The 21932-nt window shown below is 65.8% G+C and carries 18 protein-coding genes and 1 pseudogene; 10 read left to right on the top strand and 9 right to left on the bottom strand.

Features of this window, described 5'->3' with window-relative positions:
* The first annotated feature begins 26 nt into the window (after positions 1 to 26).
* The gene (xacF, locus tag C474_RS02900) at positions 27 to 1490 is read left to right on the top strand and encodes a 2,5-dioxovalerate dehydrogenase (protein WP_008383786.1); all 1464 of its coding nucleotides are present in this window, start codon (positions 27 to 29) and stop codon (positions 1488 to 1490) included.
* A gap of 269 nt (positions 1491 to 1759) precedes the next feature.
* On the opposite strand, the gene C474_RS02895 is transcribed toward xacF, so the two are convergent.
* Both C474_RS02895 and C474_RS02890 read right to left on the bottom strand, forming a co-directional pair.
* Complete coding sequence (locus tag C474_RS02895; RefSeq protein WP_008383784.1) at positions 1760 to 2554, bottom strand: SDR family NAD(P)-dependent oxidoreductase; 795 nt, start codon at positions 2552 to 2554, stop codon at positions 1760 to 1762.
* A 241-nt stretch (positions 2555 to 2795) separates the two neighbouring features.
* The gene (locus tag C474_RS02890; RefSeq protein ID WP_008383781.1) at positions 2796 to 3116 is read right to left on the bottom strand and encodes an antibiotic biosynthesis monooxygenase family protein; all 321 of its coding nucleotides are present in this window, start codon (positions 3114 to 3116) and stop codon (positions 2796 to 2798) included.
* Positions 3117 to 3325: 209 nt separating this feature from the next.
* Between C474_RS02890 and C474_RS02885 the strand changes: the two genes are divergently transcribed.
* Positions 3326 to 4510, top strand: coding sequence for a trans-sulfuration enzyme family protein (locus C474_RS02885; RefSeq protein WP_049916694.1), 1185 nt, complete (start codon positions 3326 to 3328; stop codon positions 4508 to 4510).
* 241 nt (positions 4511 to 4751) lie between these two features.
* Here the strand turns inward: C474_RS02885 and C474_RS02880 are convergent, their stop codons facing one another.
* Positions 4752 to 5624 (bottom strand): MBL fold metallo-hydrolase, encoded by an 873-nt coding sequence (locus C474_RS02880; protein ID WP_008383778.1) that lies wholly within the window; start codon positions 5622 to 5624, stop codon positions 4752 to 4754.
* A 62-nt stretch (positions 5625 to 5686) separates the two neighbouring features.
* A complete protein-coding gene (locus C474_RS02875; protein WP_008383776.1) occupies positions 5687 to 6862 on the bottom strand; it encodes an enolase C-terminal domain-like protein in 1176 nt (391 codons plus the stop codon).
* A gap of 145 nt (positions 6863 to 7007) precedes the next feature.
* On the opposite strand from C474_RS02875, the gene C474_RS02870 reads away from it, so the two are divergent.
* The 6 genes from C474_RS02870 (at position 7008) to C474_RS02845 (ending at position 14074) form a co-directional block, all read left to right on the top strand.
* Positions 7008 to 8219 carry an NAD(P)/FAD-dependent oxidoreductase gene (locus tag C474_RS02870; RefSeq protein WP_049916693.1) on the top strand — a complete coding sequence of 404 codons (1212 nt, stop codon included), beginning with the start codon at positions 7008 to 7010 and terminating at the stop codon, positions 8217 to 8219.
* Between the two features lie 106 nt (positions 8220 to 8325).
* On the top strand, positions 8326 to 9954 hold the full coding sequence (locus C474_RS02865; protein ID WP_008383762.1) for a glycoside hydrolase family 15 protein: 1629 nt from the start codon (positions 8326 to 8328) through the stop codon (positions 9952 to 9954).
* 205 nt (positions 9955 to 10159) lie between these two features.
* Positions 10160 to 10414, top strand: a complete 255-nt coding sequence (locus C474_RS02860; protein ID WP_008383760.1) for a hypothetical protein — start codon at positions 10160 to 10162, stop codon at positions 10412 to 10414.
* Positions 10415 to 10549: 135 nt separating this feature from the next.
* On the top strand, positions 10550 to 11608 hold the full coding sequence (locus tag C474_RS02855; protein ID WP_008383759.1) for a succinylglutamate desuccinylase/aspartoacylase family protein: 1059 nt from the start codon (positions 10550 to 10552) through the stop codon (positions 11606 to 11608).
* Between the two features lie 87 nt (positions 11609 to 11695).
* A complete protein-coding gene (locus tag C474_RS02850) occupies positions 11696 to 13156 on the top strand; it encodes a metallopeptidase TldD-related protein (protein ID WP_008383757.1) in 1461 nt (486 codons plus the stop codon).
* Positions 13157 to 13288: 132 nt separating this feature from the next.
* Positions 13289 to 14074 carry an SDR family NAD(P)-dependent oxidoreductase gene (locus C474_RS02845; protein ID WP_008383755.1) on the top strand — a complete coding sequence of 262 codons (786 nt, stop codon included), beginning with the start codon at positions 13289 to 13291 and terminating at the stop codon, positions 14072 to 14074.
* Between the two features lie 65 nt (positions 14075 to 14139).
* Here C474_RS02845 and C474_RS02840 read toward each other — a convergent pair whose 3' ends face one another.
* From C474_RS02840 to C474_RS02820, 5 genes are all read right to left on the bottom strand, one after another.
* Positions 14140 to 15246 carry an ABC transporter ATP-binding protein gene (locus C474_RS02840; protein WP_008383753.1) on the bottom strand — a complete coding sequence of 369 codons (1107 nt, stop codon included), beginning with the start codon at positions 15244 to 15246 and terminating at the stop codon, positions 14140 to 14142.
* 1 nt (position 15247) lies between these two features.
* Positions 15248 to 16300 carry an ABC transporter ATP-binding protein gene (locus tag C474_RS02835; protein ID WP_008383751.1) on the bottom strand — a complete coding sequence of 351 codons (1053 nt, stop codon included), beginning with the start codon at positions 16298 to 16300 and terminating at the stop codon, positions 15248 to 15250.
* The gene (locus C474_RS02830; RefSeq protein WP_008383749.1) at positions 16297 to 17277 is read right to left on the bottom strand and encodes an ABC transporter permease; all 981 of its coding nucleotides are present in this window, start codon (positions 17275 to 17277) and stop codon (positions 16297 to 16299) included. Before C474_RS02830 ends, C474_RS02835 begins: the two co-directional genes overlap by 4 nt.
* 4 nt (positions 17278 to 17281) lie before the next feature.
* Complete coding sequence (locus tag C474_RS02825; protein WP_049916668.1) at positions 17282 to 18259, bottom strand: ABC transporter permease; 978 nt, start codon at positions 18257 to 18259, stop codon at positions 17282 to 17284.
* 78 nt (positions 18260 to 18337) lie between these two features.
* The gene (locus tag C474_RS02820; RefSeq protein ID WP_152421585.1) at positions 18338 to 20062 is read right to left on the bottom strand and encodes an ABC transporter substrate-binding protein; all 1725 of its coding nucleotides are present in this window, start codon (positions 20060 to 20062) and stop codon (positions 18338 to 18340) included.
* Positions 20063 to 20260: 198 nt separating this feature from the next.
* Between C474_RS02820 and C474_RS02815 the strand changes: the two genes are divergently transcribed.
* Together C474_RS02815 and C474_RS02810 are read left to right on the top strand one after the other, a co-directional pair.
* A complete protein-coding gene (locus tag C474_RS02815; RefSeq protein ID WP_049916691.1) occupies positions 20261 to 21640 on the top strand; it encodes a M28 family peptidase in 1380 nt (459 codons plus the stop codon).
* Positions 21641 to 21709: 69 nt separating this feature from the next.
* A pseudogene (locus tag C474_RS02810) lies at positions 21710 to 21932 on the top strand (class I SAM-dependent methyltransferase); the annotation flags it as partial.

Here is a 21932-nt window from a genome sequence, read left to right as displayed (position 1 = left end):
AAGTCGAGGGTTCGAACGTCGGGGTGATGACAGAGACGTATCAGAACTACATCGACGGGGAGTGGCGAGACTCAGAGACCGGCGAGACGTTCGACGTGAAGAACCCGGCCGACACCTCGGAGGTCGTCGGGTCGTTCCAGCGGTCCAGCGAAGCCGACACGAACGGCGCCATCGACGCCGCCGCGTCCGCCGAGGACGAGTGGGCCGACACGCCCGCCGCGACGCGGGGAGAGTTCCTCCGCGAGACGGCCAAACGGATGGACGACCGCGAGGAGGAACTCACCGAGACGCTCGTCCGCGAGGAGGGGAAACTCCGCGGCGAGGCCAACGGCGAGGTCAACCGCGCGATAGACATCTTCTACTACTACGCCGAACGTGCCCTCGACTACGCCGGCGAGCGAAAGAAGGGAGCGGCGGACCAGAATCTGTACTACGTGCGCGAACCGATGGGCGTCGCCGGCCTCATCGTCCCGTGGAACTACCCCATCGCCATCCCCTGCTGGAAGATGGCCCCCGCGCTGGCGACCGGTAACACGCTCGTCATCAAGCCCTCGAAGGAGGCGCCGAACGTCCTCCGCAAGGTGTTCGAGTGCATGGACGAGGCCGCCGAGGAGGTTGGCGTCCCCGACGGCGTCATCAACTTCGTCACCGGCGGCGGCGAGGACGTCGGGCAGGCCATCCTGAACCACGAGGAGGTCGACACCGTCTCGTTCACCGGTAGCCGACAGGTCGGCGAGATGATCTACGAGCAGGCGACGGACGACCACAAGCGCGTCCAGACCGAACTCGGCAGCAAGAACCCCACCGTCGTCTCCGCGAGCGCGGACGTACAGGAGGCCGCCGAAACCGTCGCCGCAGGCGCGTTCGGCGTCACCGGGCAGGCCTGCACCGCGACGGAACGGGCAATCGTCCACGACTCCCAGTACGAGGAGTTCGTCGAGGCCCTCGTCGAGGAGGCCGAGAGCGTCCAACCCGGCTTCGGCCTCGACGACGACTCGACGATGGGCCCGCACGTCAGCGAGAGCGAACTGGAGAGCACGCTGGAGTACGTCGAGAAGGGCAAAGAGGAGGGCGCGACGCTCGAATACGGCGGCGAACGCCTCGAAGGCGACGAGTACGACGACGGCTACTTCGTCCAGCCGACCATCTTCACCGACGTCGACAACGACATGGGGATAATGCAGGAGGAGGTGTTCGGCCCGTTCGTCGGCGTCACCACCTACAGCGACTTCGATGAAGCCGTCGAACTCGCCAACGACGTGGAGTTCGGCCTCTCGGCCGGCATCGTCACCGACGACCACACGGAGGCCAACCGCTTCGTCGACGAGGTCGACTTCGGCGTCGTCAAGGTGAACGAGGCGACCACCGGCCTCGAACTGCACGTCCCGTTCGGCGGGATGAACGCCTCCTCCTCGGAGACCTACCGCGAACAGGGCGAGGAGGGGATGGACTTCTTCACCATCATCAAGACCGTCTACGACGACTACTGAGCGCGCCGAACCCGCCGCAGTCTCTTGCGATTCTCTTCTCTTCCCCGCGCGACCGAGAGTGGATACGCGACGACCGACCGAGAAACCGACGCGGGCGGGACTGAAAGGGGCCGCGCTGTCGGTCAGCCCCGCCGACGCAAGCACGTGAGCGAAGCGAACGCGCGCAGCGAGGCGCGGCAGCCGACAGCGCGGGGGCTTTCGAGGTAGTGTCAGCGTCCGTCCCACCTCCTTTCGCGGAAAAAGCGCCGTCCGTAACTCTTCAAAACCGCTCAGATAGCCGTCCAGCCGCCGTCGACGTACACCAAGTCGCCCGTGATGTAGGAGGCGTCCTCGCTGGCGAGAAACAGCGTCGCGCCCGCGCAGTCCTCGGGGTAGCCGGCGCGTTGCAGCGGGATGGGCTTGATGAACTCCCCCTCCTCGTCGCCCGCGGCGTCCTGCGCCTGCTGGCTCCAGCCCTCGGTGAACTCGGTGGCTATCTGCCCCGGCGCGATGGCGTTGACGCGGATGCCGTAATCGGAGAGCTCCAGCGCCGTCCCGCGCGTTATCATCTTTATCGCCCCCTTCGTCGCGTCGTACTGCACCTGGTCGTACTGGGCGACTTCCGAACTGATGGAGGCCGTGTTGACGATACAACCCGGGTCGTCGCGGTCTATCATGTCCTTCGCGGCGGCCTGCGTGCCGAAGTAGTAGCCGCGGACGTTCGTGTCCTGCAGTTTGTCGAAGTCCTCCTGGTCGACTTCGAGGAACGGTTCGCTGTGCTGGCGGGCGGCGTTGTTCACCATCACGTCGACGCCGCCGTACTCGCGGGCCGCCTCGACGACCGATTCGAGTTGGTCGGGGTCCGAAACGTCCGTCTCGGCGTACTCGGCGGTGCCGCCCGACTCCTCGATTTTCTCGTGGGTCGGCGTATCCTCGTCCTCCTCTTTCGGGTCCTCTTGGATGTCGGCGTTGATGACCGTCGCCCCCGCCTCGCCGAACCGGAGCGCGATGGCCCGACCGATGCCGGCGGAGGCGCCGGTGACGATGACCGTCTCGTCGCTAAAGTCGAAACTAGCGCTTCCCATGCTCTCGTGTGCGCTCGTCGACGTGTTAAGTCTACCCGCCGAGCGTCAGATGGCGTTGGAGTACGCCCGGTGCCGAACACGAGCGAACGGCTCTGTTGAAAACCTCGGTCGCTGATAGTTCGTCGAGACTCTGCTGAATAGAGGGTGCGAACCGGTCACTCGAACTTCCTGGTCACGATGCTACGTGCAGAGCGTCTACGTGTCAATTTTACTATTACTTTCACTAATCCGATAGGCTACCCTACGTGGGTGGGTCGGCGTCGTTACCGAACCCATTTCCATACGTCCTGATGACCTCGGTAATCGTGACTTCGTATGCGTCGTACCACTCCGTCCACCGGTTCTTCGCCCGTTTGTGGTCGGCATCGGCTCCGAACGACTTGAGCGCATCCAGCGACTCCCAATAGTACACGACCAACGCTTCTTCACTCTCTGCTGCTTGCCACGTCCGCTTTCCCAGATACCCCTCTGTCTCTTCGGCCGCCATCTGAATCGCGTCATTCAACTCGCGAAACTCCGCGTCGTACTCCCCCGGCGCAAGACGAAACGTAACGAGGTACATTATGCCCGTTTCACTCCCACGAGCGGAGATAGGTGTTCTCGTCTGTGGATGTATGCACTTGCCGAAATCCCTCCTCGGACCGGACAACGCCGGTTTCGTCCTTGGCCACTCCGCCTCGAAGCCCACGTCTATTCTACCCAGTGATGAACACAAGCAACGGACACCTGTTCCGGAAGTATCTCTCTCACGCGCGTCCGATGGTGATACCGATGACACGACACGATAACAAACCCAACGAGTACCGATTCGCAACACGTGCTGTAGGTGCAGCCGACACCGCGACCAACTCCCACAGGACGAAAACGAACGACGTTGTCCCGCCTCTCCACCTTTCAACTACCTTCGAATGGCAGGACGGAGTGAACGGCAACGAACACGACTACTCCCGCGAAAGCAACCCGACGCGGGCCGCACTCGAACACCAGTTAGCCCGTGTCGAAGGTGGCGACCACGCGCTCGCGTTCGCCTCCGGGATGGCTGCTATCTCGACTACCATTCTCTCGCTTGTCCCACCGAGCGGTCACGTCGTCTCCTCCGACTCCATCTACAGTGGAACGGAAAAACTACTCACGGAACTCGCCGCTGGCCACTTCGAGTGTGATGTTGACTTCGTGGACGCCCGCGAACCCGAAAATGTCGCCGCCGCCGTCGATGAGGACACCGACTTGGTCTGGGCGGAGACGCCAACGAATCCCCTTATGCGGCTCTGTGATATCGGAGCTATTGCTGCCGTCACCGACGAGTACGGTATCCCATTCGGCGTAGACAGCACATTCGCCAGTCCCTACTTCCAAGCCCCACTCGAACTGGGCGCTGACATCGTCGTTCACAGCACGACCAAGTACATCAACGGGCACTCCGACTCGACCGGTGGGGCCGTCATCACTGACGATGACGGAGTTTTCGACCGGTTAGCGTTCTCTCAGCGGGTTGGCCTCGGGAACATGCTATCGCCGTTCGACTGTTATCTGGTCGGTCGAGGGCTGAAGACCCTGCCGGCGCGAATGGAACACCACGAGGCAAACGCGAGAGCGGTCGCAGAGTTCCTCGAAGAGCACGATAGGGTAGCGCGGGTGTACTATCCGGGACTGAAGAGCTACCCGCAGCATGAGCTCGCCAGTGAGCAGATGTCGGGGTACAGCGGGATGCTATCCTTCGAGTTCGACGGTTCACCGGTTGAACTGGAGGCGTTTATCGAAGGACTCGAGGTGTTTACACCGGGAGCAAGTCTCGGTGGAACCGAGAGTCTCATCGAGGTGCCGTCGTTGATGATTCCCGACGAGATTGGCCACGGAGAGGAAACGGCGGAGATCCCCGAGACGCTCGTTCGCGTGTCAGTCGGCCTTGAAGACCCCGACGACCTGTGCGAAGACTTTCGGACGGCACTACCGTAGAGAGTTCCTCCGTTCTCAAAGCCGGAGAGGGTTGATTCGATGATTGAGACGCAAGGCGCTACTCAGCAGTTAGTTCAGCGTAGGTGAGGTGGAATAAACGAATCCTCCGTGCTGAATACAGCCTCTCTATTCAGCACACGGCCCGTATCGAATCCTGCGGGTTTCAACAGAGCCGAACGAACCGAAACTGACGACGAAAACTCGAAAGCCCGCGTCGGTTCGACTCCCGCGACTCGCCGCGCTACTCCCCCTCTCGGATGTCCTTCGGCCGAATCACGCCGGGTTCGCCCACTTCGATGCGGTCGCCGACTCGAATCACCTCCAGCGTGCGCGGGTACTCGTAGGAGGCGAGGTGCTCGTGCAGCGACTTCGGGTCGTGGCCGACGCCGCGCCAGAGGTCCCAGTGCGTCGGGAGGAGTCTATCGAGTTCGAGTCGGTTCGCCGCCTCGGCCATCTGCTCGCCGTCGTTGTACCAGTCGGTCGGATAGGTCTCCGCGGGGTCGTCCTCGGTGTGGTGGATGTTGCCGACGGTACCGTAGGCGAACACGCCGGCGTCGATGTCGAACTCCTCGGCGACGTCTTCGAAGACGTCCGCCGGGCGGGAGTCGCCGGCCGCGAAGAACGTCTCGTCGCCCGACTCGACGACCATCGTCACCGGTTCCTCCGCGTCGGGGTCGTTCGCCTCTCGAACATGAACGTCGATGTCGCCGAACGTCAGGTCGTCGCCCGGTTCGACGGTGTTTCGCTTCTCGTCCGGAACGCGCAGGTCGCCCTCGTAGGCCGGGTTCTCGTAGGACGCTTCGGGCGCGTAGACGTCCGCGTCGAGGTTCTCCACGAGGGGAGCGTACGACGGGGGATGCATGTGGTCGATGTGCTCGTGGGTGACGAGGACGGCGTCGCACATCTCGGCCGCCTCGGGGTCCACCGGCACCGGTACCATCCGAATCGTCCGCGGCGGCGACCCGTCGCCGAAGTACGGGTCGAGGTAGAGCGTCGTCTCCCGCGTTCGAAAGACGAAGCCGTTGCCGCCGAGGTACCACGCCGACAGGCCGTCGGGGTCGACCGCCTCTATCTCGTCGTTCACGAACCAATCGCCCCACATCGAGTGCACCATACGCGGTCGTTCGTGACGATTCCGGAAAAAAGAACTCGCCGAACGGGAGCGGAGACGGAGAGTTACAGTCCCGTGTACGTCCGGCCGCCGTTGGCGTTCGCCTCGATGTAGTCCCAGTCGTACTCGACGCCGAGGCCCGGGCCCTCCGGAACGCCGACGGTTCCCTCCTCGTCGATGGAGTCGAGTTCGTCCTCGTAGTCGCCGCCGTAGATGGGCGCACCGGTGTTTCCGCAGTCGGGGTGGACCAGAGCCATCTCGTAGTAGTTCGCGTTGCGCATCGCGGCGATGCAGTGACGCTGGGCGGGGCCGGGCGAGTGAATCTCCACGTCGAGGCCGTGCCCCTCCGCGATGTGCGCTATCTTCATCGCGCCGGTGATGCCCGCGTCGTACTCGGGGTCCGCGCGGACGAAGTCCGTGGCGTCGTTGTCGATGAAGTCCGTGTGCGCCTCGATGCCGCGGATGTGTTCGGTCTGGAGCAGGGGCGTCTGAATCGTCTCGCGGAGTTTCCGGTGGGCGTGCTGGGAGACGCCGCCGTCGCGGTAGGGGTCCTCGTACCAGTAGAACCCCTGCTCGTCGCAGGCGCGGCCGACGCGGACGGCGTCGGCGAACGTCTCGTACTCGCAGGCGGGGTCTATCATCAGGTCCATCTCGTCGCCGACGCGTTCGCCGACGGCCCGTACCGTCTCCTCCTCGCGCCGGATGTCCCGCCGGTCGTCGCTGCCGCCCCAGCCGTGTATCTTGAACCCCTCGTAACCCATCTCTCGACACTCCTCGGCGAAGTCGGCGTACGCCTCCGGGGAGTCGAGGCCGCCGTTGTCGTCGGCGTGGTACGTCGAGGCGTAGGTGGGCAGGCGCGTCCGGTAGGTGCCGAGCAGTTCGTGGATGGGGGCGTCGTAGTACTTCCCCGCGAGGTCCCAGAGGGCGATGTCGAGGGGTCCGATGCCCATGCGGTCGTACTTCCGCAGGGCGCGTTTCATCTCGCTCCAGTGGCGTTCGCGGCTGAGGGCGTTCTCGCCGACGAGGTGGTCGGCCACCTCGTGCACCTGCGCGAACGCGGGGGAGTTGCCGCCGACGAACTCGCCGGTGACGCCCTCGTCGGTGAGAATCTTCATGGCGAACAGCCGTCGTTCGGTCGTCGCCCCCGGTTCGTACGCGAGGTTGTACCCCTCGTCCGTCCCCACGTCCTCCAGCGGATAGCTGAACTCCGTCGTCTCGATTCGCGTTATCTCCGGTGCCATGCGTCGGTGTTCAGCGTTGTCCGTGAAAATACGGACGGCCGGCGGCGCTCGGCGCCGCGGGATGGCGGTCGCAGAGCGAACCGCCGTGCGAACCCCCGCCATCGCCCTTAAGGCCGTGACGCGGGAAATGTCGGCCGAACGAACCATGACACGAGTCGTTGTGCTCGGGTCAGGGTACGCCGGGAGTGCAGCGATTCGGAGCCTCCAAGAGGAACTGGACGAGGAGGCCGACCTCGTCTGGGTGTCGGAGAACCCGTACCACCTCGTGCTCCACGAAGTCCACCGCTGCGTCCGGAAACCCTCGGTCCGAAACCACGTGACCGTGCCCGTCGAAGAGATAGCCGACGAGGACACGGAGTTCGTACAGGGGCGCGTCGTCGACGTCGACGTCGGCGACCGAACGGTCGAACTCGAGGACGAGACCACCCTCGACTACGACTACTGCGTCGTCTGTCTGGGGAGTCAGACCGCCTTCTACGGTATCGACGGCCTCGAAGAACACGCGTTGACGCTCAAGAGCCTCGGCGACGCCCTGAGCATCCACGAGCGGATAAAACAGGCCGCCGTCGACGCCGACCGGACCGACCCGGCGAAAGTCGTCGTCGGCGGCGGCGGTCTGACGGGCATCCAGACGGCCGGCGAGGTGGCCGCGCTCCGCGATTGGACCGACTCGCACATCGACGTGCACCTCGTCGAGCGAAGCGGCGAGATATTCCCCGGCCACGACCACGAGTTCCAAGGCGCCATCCAGAACAAACTCGAACGCCACGACGTCGAGGTGGACACCGGGAAGGCGATGACCTCGGTGGGCGAGGACGCAATCGAGTTCGACGACGGCGACTCGATGGAGTACGAGGTTCTCGTGTGGGCTGGCGGCGTCACCGGGCAGGACTCCATGTCGAACGTCGACGTCGACAAGGACCACAACCGCGCGTACGCCGACTCGACGTTCAAGACGAGCGACGACCGGGTGTTCGCCATCGGCGACGCCGCCCTCGTGAATCAGGACGTCGAGGGCGGCCCGCACACCGAACACGACCTGTGGGAGCAGGTGGTCCACCCCGACGCCGACGCGTCGCCGCCGCCGACGGCGGAGGCGGCCATGGAGGAGGGGAAACACCTCGGCCAGAACGTCGCCCGGACCATCGACGGCCGCGAACTCGTCCACTGGTCCTACATCAACAAGGGAACGCTCGTCTCCGTCGCCGACGATGCCGTCGCGCACGGCGTCGTCGGGTCGCCGGTGAACACGTTCAGCGGACGCCCCGCCGAGGTACTCAAGAAGTTCATCTCCGCCCGGTGGCTGGCGAAGGTCGGCGGCGTACGGCGCGCCGTCGACGCCTGGGACGACATGTAGCGCGGAAGCGTCCCGGCGTCGACGCCAAAATCGACATCGGTACCGGCGCTCCCGTCCGCCGGCCGAAAGGAACGTGGTCGGGGCGGTCGATTGACCCGCCGGACTCATGGACGGACTTCATCCCCCGAGTGACAAAGACGCGCTGCTCAGTTCGCCCCGAGAGGACGGCGGCTACGTGTTGACGACGGTGAATCAGTACCCTTCGAGCGCCGTCGGCGAGGACTGGCGCGGCGCGCTCATCGAGGAAACGTCCGCGTTCCGCGCCGACGTCGAGCAGTTCGGCGACTTCCACACGCTCCTGTGGGACGCCGACAGGGAGCAGACGCTCGACGTGCGCGAGGACGCCGCCGACAGCGACGTGTCCTACGAGTCGCCGCGCGTCCCCGAGGCGCACGTGGACAACGAGTTCGCGTTCGAGGATGGAGCGGAAGCGTCGCTCTCGCAGGACGTCCTCGTCTCGCTCGACCGGCCCGCGCTCCTCGTCCGAAACCGCGTCTCCTTCGAGGAGGGGGGCGAGCGGACGATATTCTCCGTGCTGAACTCCTCCATCCAGTCCGGGGGCGAGGAGTCGGCGGACGACGAGACGGCGAACGCGATGTACGAGCGGTCGCTGACGAGTCTCAAGTGCGCACAGGACCCCAGCGGCGGTACCATCGCCGGCGCGTTCGAACCCGACGACCAGGGGTATCGCTTCGTCTGGCCGCGCGACCAGGTGTTCATCGTCGCGGCGATGCTCGCCGGCGACGCCGTCGAGGAGGCGCGGCGGGCGCTCTCGTGGCTCGACGGCAAGCAGATAACCGACGACGTCGTCGACGACAGGGACATCTCCCGCGAGGGGACGTGGTGGCAGAACTACCGCTCGGACGGCGACCCGAACTGGACCGCCCTCCAACTCGACCAAGTCGGAGGACCGATCTACGCCCACTGGTTGCTCTGGAAGGAGACCGACGAGGACGAGGACGCTCTCGAAGAACACTACGGGATGAGCGAGTCGGCCGCCGAGTTCCTCCTCGGCTACGACAACGGCGACGGCTTCCCCGGGAAGTCCCAGGACCCCTGGGAGGAGGTGTGGGGGCACTCGACGGAGGGGAGCGCCGCGTCCATCGCCGGCCTGCGTGCGATGGCGGAGATGGCCGAGGCGCGCGGCGACGATGGGTTCGCCGACGACTGCCGCGAGACGGCGGCGACGTGGGCCGAGCGCTTCAACGACTACTGCTTCCGCGAGGACGCCTACCTCGGCGACCACTACGTCACCGCCGACAGCCCCGAAGGCGACGACAGCGTGGCGCCGGACGAGCGACCGGACGCGGCGGCGTTCATGGCGACGTGGCCGTGGAACGTCGTCGACGCCGACAGCGACGAGATGCGCTCGACAGTCGAACTGGCGACGGACCCGGCGTGGTGCGCCGACGACGCCGCCTGCGTCGGCCGCTACCCCGAGGACGACTTCACCCCGTCGGGGAGCGTCGAAGACGGCGGGTGGCCCATCTGCGAGGCGTTCGCGGACGCGGTCCGGTGGCTCGACGGCGACGGAGACGCCCTCCGCAAGTACGTCTTCGAGGACGCGCCGACGTGGACGTCCGCGACGGGTCTCCTGCCCGAACAGATCCGCGGCGACGGCTCCGTGCGCTGGAACTGTAACCTCCAGTGGAGTCAAGCGATGTACGTTCTGCTCGCGGAGAGCCACGCGCGGGGAGAACCGTTCGGAATGGCGCCCGGCGCGGACGCGGCGTGAGCGCGACGGCAGCACGCACCTGGCAGCCGCTTAGCGATTGTCATCGTTGTATTACGCTGAGGGTCGACGCCGTCGTCGCGGGCCGTCTGTGCGATGTCAGAGCGCATCTACCGAGGATATTACGGTCTGATGGTCTGCGGGCGGCAGCCGAGTCGGTGCGCGCCGACCGCAGAACCTTCCTACCGGGGCCGCCGATAGGGTCACTATGCCGAACTCCCGCTCTCGGGACCGACGACGCGGGTGGACGACGCTCGGACTCGGTCTCTCCGTCGCGTTCGCCGTCGCCGCGTTCGCGTACTTCGCGCTGGCGGGGACGCCCCTCCGGGGCGCCGTCCTCGCCGTCCTCGTCCTCGCGGCCGGCGTCTGGGAGTACCGACGGAAGATACGCGACACCGTCGTCGCGGAGTCCTACGAGGCGGAGGCCGACGAGCAACGACAGCGACGCGAACGGCGGCGGTAGCGTCGGGCGGGCGAGTCGGACTCCCGATGCCGCGTCCTCGGAAGGGTCCTCCGCCTCCGGGAGTTTCATGCTACGCGGTTCGGTATCTGCTCGCATGCACGGGAGAGGAGGCCGCGTCACCGCGGCGAGAACCGCATGAAAGTCGGAACCGCAGAGTCGGAACCCGGAGAAATCGCGACGGGCTACCTGCCCGTCGCCGAGTTGCCGACGGGCGGGACCGAACGGCTCCCCGTCGTCGTCGTCGAGGGGGAGAAACCGGGACCGACCGCGTGGGCGACCGGCGCGATTCACGGCGACGAACCGACGGGGACGGCCGCGATACACGAGTTTCTGGACCGCGTCCGCGACGAACCGCTCCGCGGAACCCTCGTCTGCGTCCCCGTCACGAACCCCGCGGGCGTCCGGACGAACAGTCGGACCTCCTACTACCACGACGACGACCCGAACCGCCTGTTCGGCCGCGAGGACGAGGGCGGCGAGACCCCCCCGCGCGTCCAGCAGGTCATCTGCGAACGACTGTACGAGGAGATTCGGAGCGACGCCGACGCCGTCGTCTCGCTCCACACCTCGTGGGTCGCCACGCACCCCTACACCATCCGACCGCGCGTGGGGTACGGCGCGCACCGCGAGGAGGCGGCGGCGGCGTCGCTCCGCGACCGGGTGGTCGAACTCGCCGACGCGTTCGGCCTCCCCGTCGTCAACCAGTTCGGCCGCGCGGAGGCCGAGCGACGGTCGCTGGCGCACACGCTCACCGGCGCGGCCGTCGAGGACGGCATCCCCGCGTTCACGCCGGAACTCGGCGGGCGCTTCGTCGTCGAACGGGACGCCCGCGAGGCCGCGGTCGCCGGACTGTACGGCGTCTGCTCGGCGCTCGGGATGGTCGACGAAGCCCCGGACGTTCCGTCTCCGGGGTTCGAGTTGCCCGCCGAGGGCGACCTGAAACGGCTCGTCCACCCCTACGCGGACGCCGCCGGTATCGTTCGCTACCGCGTTCGGGAGGGCGAGTGGGTCGACTCGGGGGACGTGGTCGCGGACGTCCTCACGCCGCACGGGGAGACGAAATCGAGCGTGGTCACCGAGCGCTCGGGGTACGTCCTCAGCCTGCACGAGGGCGCCGCGGTCTACGAGAACGACCCGCTTCTCGACTTAGCGGTGTCCGACGGCGAACCCCTGCTGTACGAACGGTCCGGGTGACGGGCGGCGGTAGTCCGGCGGAACGTTCACCCTCGCCGAAACTCGCCTCTCGGGGATTCATGTGGAGTGATTTCCTATCACGTACCGATGACGGACGAGCGCGAGGACGCGTTGGAAGCGATGGACTGGTTGTTGGCCCGCTTCGAGGACGACGAAGCGGTGGCGTATGCCGAAGTCGGCGGCGTGTACAAGGAGAAGACCGACGCGGTGGTGACCCACGAAGGCCCGCGGGAGCGCGTCTCGTTCGCCGAGAGCGGGGTGTGGCTCCGCACGTTCGCCGACGGCGCGGCCGACTACCGCTACACGACCAGCCTCGACGAGGGGAGTCTGGAGGACGAAGCCGAACGCGCGGTCCGGGGCGGAGAGATGCTCGCCCAGCGCGACCCGGCGAGCTTCGACGCGCACACCACCCACCGGGCGGTACACGGCGGGTGGGCGAACGAACCCGTCGACGCCGTCAGCGTCGACGAGAAGGTCGCCGCCGTCGAGGACGGCCTCGCGGCGACCGAGGACCTGGACCTCCGGCGAATCTGGGTCAACTACGCCGACACGCACCTCGAGGAGACGGTGGGCAACACCACCGGAAGCACGGTTCGGACGACGCTCGACCGCGCGCGGGTGACGTGCAGCCTCCAACTCGAAGACGGACCGAAGGTGCGCCGCCACGCCGGGTCGACCGAGGGCGCGGCGTTCCTCGACGACCTCTCAGAAGTCTTCGAGTCGGCGGCCGCCGACGCGCGAGCGCTCTCGAACGCGGCCGTCGCCGGCGCGCCGACCGGCGAGACGACCGTCGCCCTGAGTTCGCGGGCCGCCGGCCAACTGTTCCACTTCGTCTCTCACTACCTCGAGGCCGACACCGGCTACATGGGGATGAGCCCCTACGCCGTCGGCGACCGAATCGCCCCCGAGGGATTGGATATCGAGGACGGGGTCCGCGCCGGGTCGTGGGCCGCGCGCGCCTACGACGCCGAGGTCCGACCGACCACGCCGACGCGGGTGGTCTCCGACGGTGAGGTGGAGCGACTCCTCCACAACACCGCGAGCGCCGCCGAGGAGGAGACGTACCCGGCCGGAAACGCCGTCCCCAGCCTCGGTCACGGACAGCCCCCGCGAATCCACGCGCGGCACCTCGACGTGGCCCCCGGCGACGCCGACGAGAGAACGCTCCGCGCGGAGGCCGACGTCTACGTCGAACGGTTCGGGGAGCCGTGGTTCCGCGACGAGTTCGAACGGGTCCAGCGCTCGGGCGTCTTCCCGGCGAGCGTGCTGTACGCGAAGGACATCGACCGCAAGACGGAGGAGCGTCCCGACTGCGGGTCGGCCGAGTTCCCCGTCGCGGAGGGCTACCGCCTCGAAGACGGCGACCGGGCCGGCCGCGTCGACGGCGTCGCCCTGGAGTACGAACCCGCCGTGCTCCGCACCCTCTCCGCGTTCGGCACCGCCCGAGAGACGACGACGGGCGTCTGCGAGAAGCACAAATCGCACCTCCCGTTCGCGGTGACCGCGCCGGGCGTCCGCCTGCGAGCGACGTTGAAAGAGCAGCGATAGCGGTCGGCGGCGGCGCGACTCGCTCGTCTCGGTGGGTTCGTGACGCATCGGGCGTTCAGCAGGGCGCCCGTTAGTCTCAACGGAGTCTCGGACCCGCGAGTTCATTCTCGTCCCGAGCGTACTAGCTCCGTTATGCAGTCGTCCGCGGACGCTCGGGTCGTCGTCCTCACCGGCGCGAACGAGGGAATCGGGTACCACATGCTCGCCGCTCTCCTCGGGAACGGCTATCGCGTCGCCGGACTCGACGTCAACGGGGACGCTATCGAGTCGCTTCGGGAGGCGTATCCGGCGAGCGTGCGGTACTACGAGTGCGACGTGACGGTCGACGCGGACGTCGAGGCGGCAATCGAAGGGATTCTCGACGAGTGGAGACGAATCGATATCCTGGTCAACAACGCCGCGATACTGGCGTTCGGATTCTTCGAAGACCAGTCTCTCGCGGACGCGAGACGTGCGTTCGAGGTCAACTACTTCGGGTACGTCCGGACGATACGGGCGGTGTTACCCCACATGAGAGCGCGAAACGAGGGAATCATCCACAACGTGAGTTCCGGCGTCGGGCGGGTCGGTAGTCCGGGCCTCTCCGGGTACGCGTCGACGAAGGGGGCCGTCGAATCGCTCACTCGCTCGCTCCGACTCGAACTGCGGGACGAGAACGTGGCGTGTACGATACTGCACCCCCGACTGGCGAGCACTCGGTCGGCGACGGCGCTGGGCTATCCGGAGTCGCAGATGAGCGACCCCGCGTACGTGGGACGTAAACTGGCCGGAGAGATAGAATCGACTCGCCCCGTCATCTACACCGACTGGGTCACGAGAATCGGATTGGCGCTCGCACAGCGGTTTCCGTCCGTCGTCGAGAGAGGGGCCGAGCGATTCCTCGCCGAACGCGAGGCGTCCGCGAGAGCCGAGAACTGACGGTTCGTCCGCCCCGGAACCGACGCTCGCTCTCCGTATCGGCGACTCGGTTCGCGCCGGCCGGGTCAGTCGTCCGCCGGGGCCGACGCGTCGTCGCCGGAGTCGGTCGCCGCGGCGTCCCCGTCGCGCATCGACGCCAACTCAGCGTAGGGGTCGTACCCCTCGGCGCTCTCGTAGAGGTGGCAGGCGATGTCCTGGTCGACGCCGGCGTCCGTCTTCTGCTCTAGCGGCGGGACCACCTGGTCGCAGACGTCGCCGATGTAGTCCGGACACCGCGATTTAAACCGACAGCCGCTCGGAATCTCGACCACGTCGCCGACCTCCCCCCGCAGTTCGACGCGTTCGCGGCCCACGTCCGGGTCGGGAACGGGCACGGCGTTGATGAGCGCCTGCGTGTAGGGATGCTGGGGGTTCTCGATTATCTGGTCGGTCGGTCCCTTCTCGACTATCTTCCCCATGTACATGATGGCGAGGCGGTCGCACATGTGTCGAAGAAGCGAGAGGTCGTGGCTGATGTAGACGACCGACAGGCCGAACTCGTCGGTCATGCGGTCGAGCAGCGACAGCACGCCCGCCCGGAGGCTCACGTCGAGCATCGAGACGGGTTCGTCGGCGACGATGAAGTCCGGGTCGAGGACGAGGGCGCGCGCGATGGCGACCCGCTGACGCTGCCCGCCGGAGAGTTCGTGCGGGTACTGGTCGAAGTACTGCTCGGCCGGGAGGAGTTCGGCGAACTCCAGGGCCCGCTGGACCCGCGCCGTCTCGTTGCGGATGTCGTGGATGCGGAGCGGTTCGGCGACGGTGTCGTACACCGTCATCCGCGGGTTGAGGCTCTCGAAGGGGTCCTGGAATATCATCTGGGCGTTCTGCCGGAACTCCGCGATTTCGGCGTCGTTGGCCTCCGAGAGCTTCTTGTCGTTGTAGACGATGTCGCCGGCGGTCGGGTCGTGCAGTTTCACGAGCGACATGCCCGTGGTCGTCTTCCCGCACCCGGACTCGCCCGCCAGTCCGAGCGTCTCCCCCTTCCGGAGTTCGAAGGAGACGCCGTCGACGGCGTGGACGTAGTCGGGGCCGTCGCCGGAGACCGACTGCATCAGACTCGCGATCCAGCCCTGATTCACCTTGAAGTGCTTCTTCAGGTTCTCGACCTCGAGGAGTACCTCGTTTGCCATCTCAGTCACCCCCGACGTTGCCGGTCTCGGCCTTGCGGGCCGCGGCGGTCTGACTCCACGTCTCCGGGTTGTCGGCGTACGGCCGCAGTTCGGTGTCGATGTCCTCGGCGTAGTGACAGTACGACCGGAGACCGTTCATCTGGTGAGCCTCGGGTTCCTCCTCGCGGCACCGGTCGGTCGCCATCGGACACCGCTCGGCGAACCGACAGCCCGTGGGCGGGTCGACGAGTTCGGGCGGGTAGCCCGCGATGGAGAGGAGGTCCTGCGTGGGTTTGCGGATGTTCGGGAACGCGCGCTTCAGTCCGATGGTGTAGGGGTGGTAGGGTTGGCCGAATATCTCCTCGACCGGCCCCTCCTCGGCCACCTTGCCGGCGTACATCACGAGGACGCGGTCGCACGTCTCGGCGACGACGCTCACGTCGTGGGTGATGACCAGCATCGAGGAGTTGACCTCGTCCTGGATCTTCCCCATGCGCTTGAGAATCTGGTCCTGCATGATGACGTCCAGCGCCGTCGTCGGTTCGTCCGCGAGGATGAGCGACGGTTCCAGCGCCAACGCCATCGCGATCATCGCGCGCTGACGCATCCCGCCGGAGAACTGGTGGGGGTAGTCGTCGGCGCGGTCGGGGTCCAACCCGACGAGTTCGAACATCTCGGTGACGATTTCGGTGGACTCGGTCCGGCCGGTTCCGGGCCGGTGCGTCTCTATCGCCTCGACGATCTGTTCGCGGATGGTGTAGACGGGGTCCAGCGAGTTCATCGCCGACTGGGCGACCATGGATATCTCCTCCCACTTGAGACGGCGCCGCTGGGCGCCGGTCATGTCCGTGAGGTCGTCTCCCTTGAACCGAATCTCGCCGCCGTTGACGTAGCCGGCGTCGGGGAGGATGCCGATGATGGACTTCGCCAGCGTCGTCTTTCCGCACCCGGACTCGCCGACGATGCCGAGGTTCTCCCCCTCTTCGAGTTCGAAGGAGACGCCGTCGACGGCTTGGGCGGGCCCGTCTTCCGTTTCGTAGTAGACTTCGAGGTCTTCGACTTCGAGCAGACTCATTGTAACTTGGGGTTCGTAATTTCTTCGTAGCCGCGGCCGATGAGGAAGCCGCTGATGACCAGCAGGCCGATGCAGATGCCCGGCGGGACGAACCACCACCACGCCCCGAATTGGAGCGCGGAGTACGCCCGCGAGGCCTGCAGCATCGTGCCCCACGAGACGGTGTTCGGGTCGCCGAGACCGATGAACGAGACGCCCGCCTCCGCGAGGATGGCCCACGCGATGCCGAACGACCCGTACAGGAACGTCATCGGGAGGACGTTCGGCGCGAGGTGGCGGCTGATGATGTGCCAGTCGCTCGCGCCGGCCACCTCCGCGGCCTTCACGAACGGTCGCTCGCGGAGCGACAGCGCCTGCGAGCGGATGACGCGGGCGGTCGAGCGCCACTGCAGGATGATGAGCGCGAGGATGATGTTCCACAGGTTCGGCCCCAGAACCGCCACGAGGACGATGACCGTCGGGAGCAACGGCATCCCGTACAGGAAGTCCACGACGCGCATCAGCGCGTCGTCCACCTTCCCGCCGTAGTAGCCGGCGACGAGGCCGACGAGCGTCCCGATGCCGGCGGTGAACACCGCCGCGATGAGTCCGACCATCAGCGCCGCGCGCGTCCCGTAGACGAGTTGGCTGAAGATGTCGAATCCCTCAGCCGTCGTCCCGAGGAGGTAGCCGTTGTCCGCGCCGAGGAGGGACGGATCCGCCCACTTCTCGATGAGTATCCCGGCGTCGCCCTGGTACTGTCGCTGGAGCGGCGGGTACGGGGCGATGAGCGGGGCGAAGATGGCGATAAGCACGAACGCGGCCACGACGAACAGCGAAAGCTTGACCGAGAGTTCGTCCGTCAGCATCTTCCACTGTTCTATCAGCGTCTCCTTCCAGAGACGGGCCGTTCGCTGCCATTTGTCTACCTGCTCGTTGGTCGAACCGTCGTCGAGGTCGGTGAATATCGACCGACCGCTTTGTTCTTCTTGTGCCATCGTTCTAATCGTACGTGACCCGGGGGTCGAGGTAGCCGTACGCCAGGTCGGCGACGAAGTTCAGGATGATGATGGTCGCGGCGAGGACGATGAACGTCCCCTGCGCGACGGGGAAGTCCCGCCGGAGGACCGCCCGAACCATCTCCCGACCGATACCGGGCCACGCGAACACCGTCTCGATGAGGACGCTCCCGCCGACGGCGTAGCCGAGGGCGATGGCCGCCGCCGTGACGACCGGGAGCATCGCGTTCCGCGCGGCGTGTTTGAACATGATCGTCCGCTCTTTCAGCCCCTTCGCGCGGCAGACGTCGATGAAGTCCTCGGAGAGCACTTCGAGCATGCTGGAGCGCATGATGAGCAGCGGATAGCCCATGAAGTAGAACCCGAGCACCAAAGCCGGGGCGAGCAGGTGTTGCAGGAAGTCGACCGAGAACACCATCTCCCAGAATCCGGCGTTCTGCGTCCCGAGGCTGGTCATGCCGCTCATCGGGATGACGCCCAGTTCCGCGCCGAATATCCACAGCACGATGAGGCCGACGTAGAACGTCGGAACGCTCCGGGCGGTCAGCGCGGTGATGACGGTGCTCCGCTCGAAACGCGACCCGCGGTACCACCCCGAGAGCACGCCCAGCGTGATGCCGATGGTGTACGCGGCGATGAACGCCGTCAGCATGAGCACCAGCGTGTTCGGCAGGTAGGTGGCGATGACCTGCGTGACCGGTTGGTTCGAGTGGAACGACTGCCCGAAGTCCAGCACGACCAAGTTCTGGAGGAACTTGATGTACTGGACGTACAGCGGTTCGTTGAGCCCGTAGCTCTCGATGATCTGTCGTCGCGCCTCCTGTGTCATCTGCGAGGAGACGACGTAGGAAGTGGGGTCCCCGGGCATGAGTCGGAAGAGGCCGAACAGCACCGTTCCGACGGCCCAGAGCGTCACGACGAGTTGGAGCGTGCGCCTGACAACAAAGCTCGCTTTTCCCATGATTATGTGTTGGTATTGTACCGTTGGTTACGTGAAATTCCGCGTCGGGACCGGTTCTCCGACGCTCGAGTCGGGTGGTTAGTTGCCGCTCGGTGCCTGGAGCATGTCGTTGTCGTCCCACGTGTAGCCGGCCTCTTTGAGGCGGCTCCGCGCGGCTTCCGGACTCTCCTTGTAGTTGGTCACGTCGTCGGTGTGGAGCGGACCGAACGCCGAGGAGACGATGTTGGAGCCGGGTTCCGGGAAGCCGAACAGAATCTGGTCGACGATGGGCGTCCGCGGAATCGTCTCGACGAGCGCCTTCCGCATTTGCTTGTCGTCGAGGCCCTTCTGTCGCTCGTTGGGCGTGAACATCCAGAACGTGGGAGCGGTCTGGAACTTCGTGCCGATGTTCTCGTTGCTCTGGTTCTGGTCCAGACTGCGGTCGATTCGACCGAACGGCTCGTAGTTCAGGTCGCCGTTGATGAGGTTCTCCCACACCGTCGACGCCTCGGGGATGATGCGCCAGAAGCGCTTCTCGAAGCTGACGGGCGCGAAGTGCTCGTCGAACTTCGTCATGCCGAACTCGCTGCCCTGCTCCCAGTAGTCGAACATCATGGGACCGCTGCCGACGGGTTCTTGGATGTTCGCCTGCGCCGGGTTGCTCCGTCCCTCCCACTTGTGCTTCGGGATGACGGGGATGAGATTCGCCACCGAGAGGTTGAACGGCCCGAGCGGCTGGGACATGTTGATGCGGACCGTCTGCTCGTCGACGACCTCGGCGCTCTCGAGATACTGCGCCTGCGTGGAGTACAGCGGCACCTCGTTCTCGGTGATGTAGTTGTACGTGAACGCCACGTCCTCGGCGGTGAGGTCCTCGCCGTCGTGCCAGGAGTGGTCCGTGCGGATGGTGTACTCCATCGTCGTCTCGTCGACGCGGTTCCAGTCCGTCGCGAGGCTGACCTCCGGATCCGGCTCCGCGTTGTTGTTGAGTTGGACCAGGAAGTCGTACAGCATGTTGAACTGGTAAACGTGCTTGGACTCGTCGTTGTGGCCCAGCACGTTCATCGTCGACAGCGTCTCGGGCCAGTATCCCTTCAGCTCCGTGTTGTCGCCGACCATCTCCAGGTTGATCATCGTCCAGTAGGAGTTGAACCCGTTGGCGAGGTCAGCCTGCCAGTTGGTCACCTGGTTGCTGTTGTAGATGGCGGCCTGCGGCATCTGCGTGATGGGCATCGTCGGCACGTCGTCCATCAGCGTCTTCTGTATCTCGTGGGCCTGATTGATTCGCGTGTCCGGGTTCGGTTCGGCCAGGTAGTTACCCATCAGTTTGTCGAGGTCCTCGTTCGTGTACCCCGAGTAGTTCCCCTGTCCCGGGTCGGTGTTGTTGGAGTTGAACAGGTTGTTCAGCTCCGTCACCGGTTCGGAGACGAAGAACGTGTGCCACGTCGCGAAGCTGTAGTTGTACTCCTGGGAGACCCGACTGAACAGGGTACCCCACTCCAGCACGTCCACCTCCATGTCGAGTCCCAGGTCGCCGAACTGACTCGCGATGAGGTTAATGGCGTCGTGCCTCGGTGGGTTGTAGCTCTGCGAGTTGTTGACGTACGTGTACGTCGGCAGACTCGCGCCGGACCCACTCGACTCGGATTCGGTTTCGGACCCTTCCGTCCCGCTCCCGCCACCGCCGGACTCGCCGTCGCCCTCGCTCGTCCCGCCGCCGGTCTGATCCGAACAGCCAGCAAGCGCCGTCATGCCCGCTAGTCCGCCGGCCGTCGCCGCTTTGAGAAAGCTGCGTCGCCTCACCCGTTCGTTATCTTCAGCCATGTCATTGACTATCAACAATGCCGGTATAAAGTTCTTTCCAACAGCGGTTGAATATGTCGGTACGGTGCAGCGTTTTTCGACAAAATCGCACTCAAATGCACATTTTTGCTTGGCGTCAGGGAAATTATTCCGACGAGTAGTGACAAGACCGGTAACTGTATCGGAAGATTATTGAAAACAGATATCGCACCCCAGATGATGACACGGTTACCGGACGCAGTCGTGGGCGACGCCTATCGAAGTACTCTCGGTTGGGACCTCATCGCCGACCTCGAAGACCTGAACGACCGGATGCCCGGACACGAGGGCGAGCGAATCGGGGCCGACCTCGTGGCCGAGGCGTTCGAGGACGCCGGCCTCGACGACGCGACGTTCGACGAGTTCCCGATTCCCACGTGGCGGCGCGGCGAGGCCGGTCTCACCGTCGCCCACGGCGACCGAGAGACGACGTTCGCGCGGTCGCACGAACTGGTAGAGTTGCCGGGGACGCCGTCGGGCGAGGTGACGGGCGAACTCGTCGACCTCGGGTACGGCCTCCCGGAGGACTTCGAGGACGTCGACCTCACCGGCGACATCGCCATGGCGTCGAGTCTCACGCCCGACGACTACGGCCGGTGGGTCCACCGCTCGGAGAAGTACCGCTACGCCGCCGAGTCGGGCGCCGCCGGGTTCGTCTTCTACAACCACATCGAGGGGTCGCTCCCGCCGACGGGGAGCATCGGGGACCTGAACGACGCCGGACCGATTCCCGCCGTCGGCCTGAGCAAGGAGGCCGGGGCGCGACTCCAGCGCTACTGCGCCGACGGCACCGTCGAAGCGGACTTGTCCGTCGACTGCGAGACGGGCCGAGGCACCTCCCGCAACATCGAGGCGACGGTCGGCCCCGACACCGACGAGGCGGTGCTTTTCACCGCCCACGTCGACGGCCACGACGTGGGGACCGCCGCGAACGACAACGGGTTCGGCACCGCCATGGTCGTCGAAGTCGGGAAGATACTCGCGCGGGTCGCCGACGAGTTGGAGACGAAGGTTCGACTCGTCGTCTTCGGCGCCGAGGAGACCGGCCTGTACGGATCCTACTACTGGAGTCACACCCACGACCTCGAAGACGTGAAGTGCATCGTCAACGTCGACGGCGCGGGCTACTCGCGGCAGTTGGAGATTCACGACCACGGCTTCGAGCAGATGTCCGAGGCGTTCGACGCCGTCAGCGACGAGTACGAGATTCCCATCCGAACCGAATCGCAACTCCGACCCCACAGCGACCACTGGCCGTTCGTCCAACGCGGCGTCGCCGGGGCGCAGGGCCGTTCCACCTCGGGCGGGAGCGACCGCGGGTGGGGACACACTCACGCCGACACGATGGACAAACTCGACGTGCGCGACCTGCGCGACATGTCTATCCTCTGCGCCGCGGGGGTCGCGCGACTCGCGCGTGAGGATGTGACCGTCGACCACGTCGACGACGCGGAGATCAGGCAGGCCTGCCTCGACGACGACTTCGACGTGGGGATGAAAGCGACCGGGACGTGGCCGTGGGGCGCCGAGAAGGACTGGCCCTGGGCGGACGAACTGTAGGGTCCTCCGGTCGATTCCGCATCCGTCGGGACGACGGGACTATAGCCCTCCCCCGCGAACGGCCACGCAGTGGATTCTAACGACGTTCATCGACGGTGGACGGGACGTTCCGGTGCGTACTCGCCGGAGTACTACGCCTACTACGGACCCAACGAGACGAGCGAGATGCTCGCCGACGCTATCGACCGATTCGCCGGGTCCGACCCCTCGATTCTGGAGCTCGGCTGCAGTTCCGGCCGACACCTCGCGCACCTGTTCGAGGAGGGGTACGAGGACGTCTCGGGCGTCGAGA

The sequence above is a fragment of the Halogeometricum pallidum JCM 14848 genome (assembly GCF_000337095.1).
Lineage (GTDB): Archaea > Halobacteriota > Halobacteria > Halobacteriales > Haloferacaceae > Halogeometricum > Halogeometricum pallidum.
This window is presented reverse-complemented; position numbering and strand designations above follow the sequence as displayed.

What these genes read in the sequence shown, in the direction of transcription:
- xacF (WP_008383786.1), top strand. Translation starts at nt 27, where the DNA reads ATGACAGAGACGTATCAGAACTACATCGACGGGGAGTGGCGAGACTCA.
- C474_RS02895 (WP_008383784.1), bottom strand. Translation starts at nt 2,554, where the DNA reads ATGGGAAGCGCTAGTTTCGACTTTAGCGACGAGACGGTCATCGTCACC.
- C474_RS02890 (WP_008383781.1), bottom strand. Translation starts at nt 3,116, where the DNA reads ATGTACCTCGTTACGTTTCGTCTTGCGCCGGGGGAGTACGACGCGGAG.
- C474_RS02885 (WP_049916694.1), top strand. Translation starts at nt 3,326, where the DNA reads ATGACACGACACGATAACAAACCCAACGAGTACCGATTCGCAACACGT.
- C474_RS02880 (WP_008383778.1), bottom strand. Translation starts at nt 5,624, where the DNA reads ATGGTGCACTCGATGTGGGGCGATTGGTTCGTGAACGACGAGATAGAG.
- C474_RS02875 (WP_008383776.1), bottom strand. Translation starts at nt 6,862, where the DNA reads ATGGCACCGGAGATAACGCGAATCGAGACGACGGAGTTCAGCTATCCG.
- C474_RS02870 (WP_049916693.1), top strand. Translation starts at nt 7,008, where the DNA reads ATGACACGAGTCGTTGTGCTCGGGTCAGGGTACGCCGGGAGTGCAGCG.
- C474_RS02865 (WP_008383762.1), top strand. Translation starts at nt 8,326, where the DNA reads ATGGACGGACTTCATCCCCCGAGTGACAAAGACGCGCTGCTCAGTTCG.
- C474_RS02860 (WP_008383760.1), top strand. Translation starts at nt 10,160, where the DNA reads ATGCCGAACTCCCGCTCTCGGGACCGACGACGCGGGTGGACGACGCTC.
- C474_RS02855 (WP_008383759.1), top strand. Translation starts at nt 10,550, where the DNA reads ATGAAAGTCGGAACCGCAGAGTCGGAACCCGGAGAAATCGCGACGGGC.
- C474_RS02850 (WP_008383757.1), top strand. Translation starts at nt 11,696, where the DNA reads ATGACGGACGAGCGCGAGGACGCGTTGGAAGCGATGGACTGGTTGTTG.
- C474_RS02845 (WP_008383755.1), top strand. Translation starts at nt 13,289, where the DNA reads ATGCAGTCGTCCGCGGACGCTCGGGTCGTCGTCCTCACCGGCGCGAAC.
- C474_RS02840 (WP_008383753.1), bottom strand. Translation starts at nt 15,246, where the DNA reads ATGGCAAACGAGGTACTCCTCGAGGTCGAGAACCTGAAGAAGCACTTC.
- C474_RS02835 (WP_008383751.1), bottom strand. Translation starts at nt 16,300, where the DNA reads ATGAGTCTGCTCGAAGTCGAAGACCTCGAAGTCTACTACGAAACGGAA.
- C474_RS02830 (WP_008383749.1), bottom strand. Translation starts at nt 17,277, where the DNA reads ATGGCACAAGAAGAACAAAGCGGTCGGTCGATATTCACCGACCTCGAC.
- C474_RS02825 (WP_049916668.1), bottom strand. Translation starts at nt 18,259, where the DNA reads ATGGGAAAAGCGAGCTTTGTTGTCAGGCGCACGCTCCAACTCGTCGTG.
- C474_RS02820 (WP_152421585.1), bottom strand. Translation starts at nt 20,062, where the DNA reads ATGGCTGAAGATAACGAACGGGTGAGGCGACGCAGCTTTCTCAAAGCG.
- C474_RS02815 (WP_049916691.1), top strand. Translation starts at nt 20,261, where the DNA reads ATGACACGGTTACCGGACGCAGTCGTGGGCGACGCCTATCGAAGTACT.